This is a genomic window from Oligoflexus sp. (genome assembly GCF_035712445.1).
Classification (GTDB): Bacteria; Bdellovibrionota_B; Oligoflexia; order Oligoflexales; family Oligoflexaceae; genus Oligoflexus.
In genome coordinates this window covers 18,906-27,150 of record NZ_DASTAT010000016.1, presented here as the reverse complement: position 1 = coordinate 27,150, position 8,245 = coordinate 18,906, and the positions used below count along the sequence as shown (strand labels likewise).

General features: G+C 54.9%; 8 protein-coding genes. 7 read left to right on the top strand and 1 reads right to left on the bottom strand.

Annotated elements, in window-relative coordinates:
* From VFO10_RS02685 to VFO10_RS02655, 7 genes are all read left to right on the top strand, one after another.
* Positions 1 to 292 (top strand): TRAP transporter TatT component family protein (locus VFO10_RS02685; protein ID WP_325137132.1); only part of this gene is annotated, 292 nt, incomplete at its 5' end.
* A 40-nt stretch (positions 293 to 332) separates the two neighbouring features.
* Positions 333 to 1,364: a TRAP transporter substrate-binding protein DctP gene (gene dctP, locus VFO10_RS02680; protein ID WP_325137131.1), complete on the top strand. Its 1,032-nt coding sequence runs from the start codon at positions 333 to 335 to the stop codon at positions 1,362 to 1,364.
* A 26-nt stretch (positions 1,365 to 1,390) separates the two neighbouring features.
* On the top strand, positions 1,391 to 1,837 hold the full coding sequence (locus VFO10_RS02675; RefSeq protein WP_325137130.1) for a TRAP transporter small permease: 447 nt from the start codon (positions 1,391 to 1,393) through the stop codon (positions 1,835 to 1,837).
* Positions 1,838 to 1,852: 15 nt separating this feature from the next.
* Positions 1,853 to 3,139: a TRAP transporter large permease gene (locus tag VFO10_RS02670; protein ID WP_325137129.1), complete on the top strand. Its 1,287-nt coding sequence runs from the start codon at positions 1,853 to 1,855 to the stop codon at positions 3,137 to 3,139.
* Positions 3,140 to 3,273: 134 nt separating this feature from the next.
* The gene (locus VFO10_RS02665) at positions 3,274 to 4,380 is read left to right on the top strand and encodes a hypothetical protein (RefSeq protein WP_325137128.1); all 1,107 of its coding nucleotides are present in this window, start codon (positions 3,274 to 3,276) and stop codon (positions 4,378 to 4,380) included.
* A gap of 10 nt (positions 4,381 to 4,390) precedes the next feature.
* On the top strand, positions 4,391 to 5,308 hold the full coding sequence (locus VFO10_RS02660) for a hypothetical protein (RefSeq protein ID WP_325137127.1): 918 nt from the start codon (positions 4,391 to 4,393) through the stop codon (positions 5,306 to 5,308).
* Between the two features lie 24 nt (positions 5,309 to 5,332).
* Positions 5,333 to 5,734 (top strand): response regulator, encoded by a 402-nt coding sequence (locus tag VFO10_RS02655; RefSeq protein WP_325137126.1) that lies wholly within the window; start codon positions 5,333 to 5,335, stop codon positions 5,732 to 5,734.
* Between the two features lie 94 nt (positions 5,735 to 5,828).
* On the opposite strand, the gene VFO10_RS02650 is transcribed toward VFO10_RS02655, so the two are convergent.
* Complete coding sequence (locus tag VFO10_RS02650) at positions 5,829 to 7,973, bottom strand: hypothetical protein (protein ID WP_325137125.1); 2,145 nt, start codon at positions 7,971 to 7,973, stop codon at positions 5,829 to 5,831.
* Between the last annotated feature and the right edge of the window lie 272 nt (positions 7,974 to 8,245).

Genomic DNA, 8,245 nt, shown 5'->3' with positions numbered 1-8,245 from the left:
CATGGCTTACTACGGCTCGCGATCGCCGATGATGGGCGGCAGCGCGGAAAAAGCCAAACAGCATTACGATCGCATTCAGGCCATGAATCAAAAGAAATTTATCCTGGCTGACGTGTACTACGCACGCTACGCGATGGTTCAGCAGAATAACAGGGCCGAGTTCGAGAAACTTCTGAAGCCGTTGCTGAAGCCCACGACCGAACCGACCGAACCATCGACGCTTCGTCTGTATAACGAGCTGGCAAAAAATCGAGCGCAGTTATATCTTAAAAGCATCGATGATTTGTTTTAATTCATTCCGCCCCTTATGCTTGTAAAGGAGAACATTCGCAATGGCTCATATATGGAAACTCGTACTGTCGGTTATGTTGGGATTGGGCTGTGTGCCCACTCTGTTCGCTGCGCGCATTGATTTTGGTATTATCACCCCCGAAGGAAGTGCGTGGACCAAACTCGTCCATGAGATGCGTAAAGAGCTTGAAACAGCGTCCAAAGGCAAGATCAAGCTGAAAGTCTATGCGGGCGGGCAGCGCGGTGACGATCCTCAGATGCTGCAGGCCATGGCCCTTGGCACTTTGGATGCAGCGGCCCTGAGCGGCGTGGGCCTGCAGGGAGCCGTGAAATCCATTCGGATTCTTGAAACCCCGCTTTTGTATCGGAACGTGGCGGAAGTCGACCTCGTCAAAGAGCAGCTCTTCGATTATTTCGCAAAGGAATTCGCCCGGCCCATCCAGATCGGTGGCAAAGAGGTTTCGTTTGAACTGCTAGGTTTTGCTGAGGCCGGTTTGGTCAACGTCTTTTCGAAGCAAAAGATAGATACGCTCGCCGCCATGCGCAAAACCAGAATGTGGGTTTGGAAAGGCGACTACTTCGCAGAAATGTTCATGAAGGAATTTGGCATACCTGCCGAGCCCAAGACCATCGAGGAAGTACCGGGCCAGCTGAGCGGTTCCAATGGCATTGATAGTTTTTATGCCCCCCCCCTCGCGGCTGTGGCATTCCAGTGGTCGAACAAAGTCAAATATATGCTCGACTATCCTTTCGTCAACTCCACCGGCGCCTTCATCATGCGCAAAGACAAGTTCGAGAAGCTGTCGCCCGAAGAGCAGAAGCTGATGCGCGACGTTGTGAAGAAATATTGCCAAAAGATCGTCGAGCAAAGCCGCGCCGACAACCAAAACGCTCTCTCCGTCCTGAAAAATGAGCAGAAAATCGAATTCCTGACACCCAATGCTGCCGATGTGAAATCGTTCGAGGAATCGGCGAAAAAAGTTTACACAAAGGCTATTGGCGATATCTATCCGAAAGAACTTTTTGATCGCGTCCAGGCTATCCTGGAGCAGGCACGTAAAACCAAGTCGTGAGTATCAAAGGGGAGGAGCGCGTTGCGATGCTGCTGAAGTTGGATGGTTTCATTGAAAAAATTGAAAACGCTGTGATCGTCGCATGTTTTTCCCTCCTCATACTTCTGACGGGAGGCGGTTTCATCGCACGGAAGGTCTTCGCCTATACGTCGATGGACCTTCTCTCGCTGCAGCCGGCCCTCCTCCTATGGCTTGCCCTGGTTGGGGGTTCGGTGGCCATCAAGCGAGGCAAGCATATTCGCCTCGAACTACTGCTGCGCGCTCTGCCGGAACACGCCAAAGCCTGGGCCTATCGGATCGGCGGTGTGTTCGGCATGATCGTCATGCTGATCCTGCTCCTGCTCTGCCGGGATTTCGTGGCCAGTTCCATCGCCCTTTCGGGCTGGTCCGGTTACCTGACCATCATCATGCCGATATTCTTCGTGGTGGCCGCGTTCCGCTTCTTTCTCCAGATCCTCTATCCCCATCCATGACGGCAGGAGCCTTGCATGTCGCTTTTAACTCTGCTCTTCGTTGTTATCGCCATCATTGCCCTCATGGAAGTTCCTCTCTTTGCTGTCTTTGCGGGCCTGGCTCTGGGATCCCTTTATCTGATTGAAATGGATCCGACTGACCTGCAAACCGTGCTGCTCGAATTCAACCGCCTGTCGTCGGCCTCCGTTTTGGTGGCTCTTCCCCTTTTTACCTTTACCGGCTGCATCCTGACCGAAACCAAAGCCCCCCGGCGCATCATGGATCTCATGGAAGCCCTCTTCGGCTGGATGCCCGGCGGTGTCGCCATCTCGGGGCTTTTTGCTTGTGCTGTGCTGACCACGCTCACGGGAGCCAGCGGCGTCACGATCGTGGCCTTGGGCGGCGTGCTTTACCCGGCCCTGATTGAGAAAGGCTACAGCGAAAAATTCGCCCTGGGGCTTCTGGTGACAGGCGGGAGCCTTGGACTGCTTTTCCCGCCCAGCTTGCCGATCATTCTCTACGGTGTGGTCACACAAACCGAGATTGAAAAAATCTTCAACGCGGCCTTTGTTCCCGGCGTGCTCCTGATGCTCATCCTGAGCTGCTATGCCTTTCTTTATGACCTGAATCTTCGCCGCAAAGGCAAGGCTTTGGGGAATCAAGGATTCTCGCTCCGTGAGCTGTTCCGGGCGACCAAGGCAGCGGCCTGGGAAATTCCGGCTCTGATCATTATCTTTGGTGGCGTCTACGGAGGCGTTGGCTCGATATCGGAAATCGCCGGCGTGGTGGCCATTTACGTGATCATCGTTGAATGCTTTATACTGCGGGAAGTCAAGCTCTTCGGTCAGCTGCCGCGTGTTTTCGTCGAAGCCGGTGTATTGACCGGAGCCATCATCGTGATCCTTGGCTTTGCCATGGGCTTCACAGGCTATCTGCTTGATGAAGGCATCCCGACCATGCTCATGGAAAAGCTGAAGACCGTCACGGATAATAAGATCCTCTTCCTGCTGTCCCTTAATATATTCCTGCTCGGTGTCGGCTGTGTCATGGATATCTTCTCGGCCATCGTCGTCATCGTGCCGATCATGGTGCCGATCGCTATGGAAGTGGGCATCGACCCGATTCATCTTTGCATCATCTTCCTCGTCAACCTGGAAATCGGGTATGCAACGCCGCCGGTGGGCATAAACCTCTTTATCGCCAGCTTGAAATTCCAAAAGCCGATCACCCTGCTTTATTGGGCGGCCATGCCTTTCCTGGCTCTTCTGATCCTGGCCTTGCTTGTCATCACCTATGCACCAGGACTTTCCAACGTCTTCTAGCGGCTTCTGCTTGATCGTTTGCCCAAAAACTGAGTCCCCCCGGGCAAACGATCGTAATGTCATTGACGCAGACCTGCACTTTTCGGGTACAATAAGCGCAAGACCCATAGATCTATATCGCAAGGGAGCGCCTTATGCGTATCGCCCGAAGCACCCTGCTTCTGCCGTTACTCTATTCGTCCTGTCCGGCTGGAGCGGCTGAGCGCGAGGCGGTCTTTGTTTCGCCGCGGGCTGCTGGTCGCGGAGATACTTATGTGGCAGCCTTTGACTCCAACGAGGCCACTCGCTTCAATCCCGCAACCCTTGCGGAAAGCAAATCCACCTTTCAGCTCCGCTTTCTGCAGTTTGATGCCGTGCTGGGGCAGAACTCCTTTGATACCATATCGGATCTGATGAAACTCAGTTCGGTCGATGATGGGCTTGGATTTTTGCGCAGCTTCGATGATAAGTTTGGCAAGCGCCAGTATTTGAGAGGACAGCTCTCGACCCTCGCCATGCGCATCAAATATTTCGAATTTCAGCTCTTCGGCAGCAACGCCTCGTGGCTGGAACTCCGGGATCCGACCACTCCCCAGGCGGAATTTGAATCGGATACCTTTGCCGGCGCTCAGTTTTCACTCGCCATGCCGCTGGCTCCCACGCTCTCGCTCGGCGCTACATTCCGGCCGCTTTATCGGATGTATATCCGCGGGCAGATGAGTTTCACCGACATCGTGGAATTTGCGCCTCCATCCGAAACCAAATTCGAAGACTACGCGCCGCTGCAAAGCGGACTCGGCTATGGCGGGGACCTGGGTTTGATCTGGCGTCCAACACCTGCTCTGCGCCTCGGACTGACCATTCAAAACATAGGCGATACCGCCTTTGAAAACAGCGATAAAACCAAGGTTCCACCGAAACTCGAATCCGTGGTCAGCAGCGGTGGACTCTATCGGCTGAAGTATGGGGCCTGGGATCTTGACCTGTCGGCCGAGATGCACGATCTCATGAATCGGCAGGGTCTCAATCTCACCCGCCTTCTGCATATGGGCGCGGAATTGGGCCGCAGTTTTTATAGCAAGGATCATGATATCGGTGTGACGACAGGAATTCGGGAAGGCTATCTGACCGCAGGCGCCTTCGTGGATGCCTGGGCCTTCCGCTTCGATATTTCCAATTATGCCGTGGAATTGGGCGAAACACCGGGCCAGCGCATGGATCGTCGCTGGGCCGCGACTCTTCAATCCACCATGAGCTTTTGAGGAGCAACCCATGTGGCGTCGCCTTATGCTTCCTGTTACAGCCTTTTGGGTTCTCACGGCCTGCGATATGAATCTTTACGAATCCGTCGTCAAGCCCAAGACGGATCGCGCCCTGATGGAAGAAGCCCGCATCAAGATCGACGAGCAGGATTATGATGGGGCTCTTTCAAGCCTCGATAAGGTCGGACGTGATAGCAACGACCTGCGTCTTCTGCGCAGCGCAGCCCGCCTGGGCCAGTCCGGTCTGAGCATGTGGACCATCCTTACGGATATCGTCGATGGCACCGGCTTCGATAGCGGCACCGGCAGCGGCGTGGATAACTTCTTCGATCAGATTTCCGGGGCCGTCGTCGGCGAAGGTGAAGCGCGAACCCTGCGTCTTGCCGCTTTAACGGAAAGCGTCAGCGATCTTTTGCAGGCTCCCGATCCCAATGCGAGTCGCGTAAAAAACCTCGCCTGCTTTCTGGCCGGCGTCATGGCCCTGCCGACGGTGACCGACGCGACGACCGCGATTCAAAGCACCACCACCAGCCTCGCGAGCCTGGCGGCGACTGTCGATGTCAGCAATCCCAACGCGCAATGCCCGGATCTTTCCGGTCTGAATAGCAGCCTGACCACCATCGCGAATGTGCAGAACCAATTCAGTCTGATCCTGGAAGCCACCGCGAACTGCAAGTTGCTCGATGTCACCGGCACAGGCAGCGATCTGAACGCGATCGAAGCGCAGCTGGCCAAGTTCAATCAAAATGCTGACGCCGGCTGCTCGTCAACCCCGGCCTGCGGATCGGGTGCGGCCTGCCAGGCGCTCGGCCTTCAATGTGTTTATGATGCTCTGACCACGGGCTCGGGTGTTTCCACCGCACAGGATGGCCAGGTGAGCAAATGTGAGCTTGTTCAGAACTGTTTAACTCCAGGCACCTGCTTCTAATAACGCTGGCTGAGGTTTCCCTTCATGATCCAAAAACCTTGTCTCATCATCGCTGAAGATAGTCGAACTATCCGCGATCAGCTCCTCTTTTTTCTAAAACTGCCCGAACTCGATGTTTTGCCGGCCGAAGATGGCCTGGAAGCTCTGGCTCTTTTTGATGCCAATCAGGACAGGGTGCGCATGGTGCTCACCGACATTCACATGCCGAATCTGGAAGGACTGGAACTCTCGCGCATCCTGCGGGAGGACCGGCGATTCACCGGCCCCATCATCGTGCTCACCCAGCAGGGGGACAATGCGATGATCAAAAGGGCCAAGGAACTGGGCGTGAATGGTTGGTTGATCAAACCCTTCAAAGGCGACGAACTGCTGCAGATCATCAAACGCGTGCTTTTGGATCACGAAAAAAAGAAGGAGGTCATCTGACCTCCTTTTTAATCCGAGAGGCCTCAACCTGCCTCTCTATTCAACCAGAAGGTTATTCCCTTCCAGAGTCTTCCCACCTTTTAAACCTCTAAGCTTAGTGGGTAACCTTGTAGAGACTCACATCCACCTTGGCATTCATCGGCAGGTCCGGGAAGACCAGCTCGTTGTCATTGATGGTATAAGTCGAGGTTTCCACACCGTTCACAGCCACTTTCCAGCGATACTGCGAAAGGTCGAGTTCCAGGTCACCCAGATCGAAGCTGTTGGTATGGTCCGCAGCATAGGTGAACTCGATCAGGACGCCTTCGTTGGCCTGGAACTTACAGTCCTTCAGGTCAAGGGCCGTGCCCGAGATCGTGAAGAGGTTGCCATCACAGGCACCGGACTTCAGACCTTTGATCTTCACGCTATTTTCCAGAACCGTGCGACCGAGGTCGATGGTCCGGGCATCTTCACCACCAGCTGGGTACACCACGAGGACGTCACGCAGAGCCTTGTAATCACGAGCCTGGAACACGATCTCGTCGCGCTCCACGGTCACGGGAATCGAGCGGGTCGTGTTCGCATCGTAAACGCGAACCTGATTGCGCACGTCAGCAGCCGCGTAGATGGGGTAACGGAGTTTGGGACTCAGGATCTGATCAAAGCTGACATTGACCTGGGCCGCATCCGCAGGAGTTGCGTTCAGACGAACAAGGCCGGTGCCGGCGTTATAGGTAAAGCCTGTGGTGGCTTTGCCGTTAACTGAAACTTTGATGGTCGAAGCGTTGGCATTGCTGCCAATCTGGAAGTCATTCTTCAGTTCGCCGTCTTTGCGATACACAGCTTTGATTTCGTACACCATGGGTGCCGCGGCAAAGCGAATGCTACGGGCGCCAGCGTCATAGGTAAAGGCCGAGGTGGGCGCGCCGTCCAGGTAAACCTGAAGGGTCGAGCTGTCCGCGACGTTACCCAGGAAGAATTCGTTCCGTGGTGGTTCGTTCGTGAACTCATATTCCACCTTGATGGTGGAACCGGCCGCAGGAGCCGTGGTGAATTCCAGAACGTTGCCGGTCAGTTTATAGCCCGAGCTTTGCAGCTGATTGTTCACAAAAACTTTCAGCGACTTGGCAAAGGGCTCATACTGAAGGGCGAACTGGTTTTTCAGGATCACGCTCAGGTCATACGAAATCGCGCTCAAGGTGCTGGAGTAATCCGCATCGCAGATCGAACCCCAGGTCCCGTTGGTGCGGCTGATCGCGTCCGCATAGACGCGAGCGGCATGGAACGCCGTGTTACAAGCGCTTTGAGTGACGGAGGGATGCCACACGATACCATAGGTACGGGCGTTGACACCGACCTTACGGATGCTGCTCAGATAGTTCACAAGGTAGTCCGACTTCGCCCAGGGATCGTTTCCACAATCCTGTCCGGCCGAACAGTTATCCTCGTCACTGACGATCAGCACAGCGACGGTCGAGTTGGTGCGCAGCCAGGATCCGCCCTGGTTGCACTCGCCTTTCAGACCATTGACGGCCTGAAGGATACCGCGCTCATTACCGCTACCCTGGATACCCGCGTTCACGGCATTGGCGAAAAGCTGCTCGGCATTGCGATCACCTTTGCGAATCAGGCCGCGCAAGCAGCCTTCATTCGGATCAGTCGTCACAACACCGATCTTCCAATCTGCGTCCTTCACATATTTCAGAAGAGGCAGCAGTTTGGTGCTCAGATTGCTTTGTTCTTCCTTCATGGAGCCCGAGGTATCCACGACGACGAGAACATCCAGCAGACCCGCGGCACTTGCGGATTGCGAGAAGCTTTCGCTTTTGAATTCCTGCTCCGAACCCTGACGGAAGGCTTCAGTCACGACGGGGCGGTTCACCTGATTAAAATCAAGGCGGGTCGCCACGACGTTGTTATCCATTTTGAAACGCTGTTGGAACTGACCGTTGGCAAGGTCCAGGGACAGGCTTCCCGGGGCCAGCGTGGTCGCCTGGAAGCTCCAGGAGGCTGCGGCGACTGCGGGCAGGCCCGGGCCATCTTCACCGCGGTCTGCGGCTGTGTGGTCGTCTCCCTGCGCATCCAGATCGCTGCTGCCGTTTTCAGCCGTGGCGTCACCGGAATAAACGCGACCTTCTCCAATAGGTGTCACGTCCTCGCGGAATGCAGGCGGTGGATTATCGCAAGCGGCCAGAAGCAATAACAATAGTGGCCCTGAAAAATGGGCTCCCCCCAGTAACTGGCTGAATTTACTCATGGACTCCTCCTCTAAATGCGGTCGTTGCATCGTCCTTGTTCCAACCGCTTCGGATGCTTTGCGCTCCCTGCATCCAAACATACAAAACGGTAAGCGATCCTTGTCATTTAGACAAAACGCTTAAAGGCCTGGTTTCGAGGGGGAAAGTCGGGGTGATTAAAGCTTGGACCAGGTGCATTTTCAGGAAGAAACTCGTGATCTCGACGGACGAATTCACGCCGCTCCTGACGTCGCCGTCAGGATTTCGATTTTTAGTTCACGGAAATAACTGA

Coding starts and splice junctions, on each gene's coding strand:
- VFO10_RS02670 (WP_325137129.1), top strand. CDS start 1,853: ATGTCGCTTTTAACTCTGCTCTTCGTTGTTATCGCCATCATTGCCCTC.
- VFO10_RS02665 (WP_325137128.1), top strand. CDS start 3,274: ATGCGTATCGCCCGAAGCACCCTGCTTCTGCCGTTACTCTATTCGTCC.
- VFO10_RS02660 (WP_325137127.1), top strand. CDS start 4,391: ATGTGGCGTCGCCTTATGCTTCCTGTTACAGCCTTTTGGGTTCTCACG.
- VFO10_RS02650 (WP_325137125.1), bottom strand. CDS start 7,973: ATGAGTAAATTCAGCCAGTTACTGGGGGGAGCCCATTTTTCAGGGCCA.
- dctP (WP_325137131.1), top strand. CDS start 333: ATGGCTCATATATGGAAACTCGTACTGTCGGTTATGTTGGGATTGGGC.
- VFO10_RS02655 (WP_325137126.1), top strand. CDS start 5,333: ATGATCCAAAAACCTTGTCTCATCATCGCTGAAGATAGTCGAACTATC.
- VFO10_RS02675 (WP_325137130.1), top strand. CDS start 1,391: ATGCTGCTGAAGTTGGATGGTTTCATTGAAAAAATTGAAAACGCTGTG.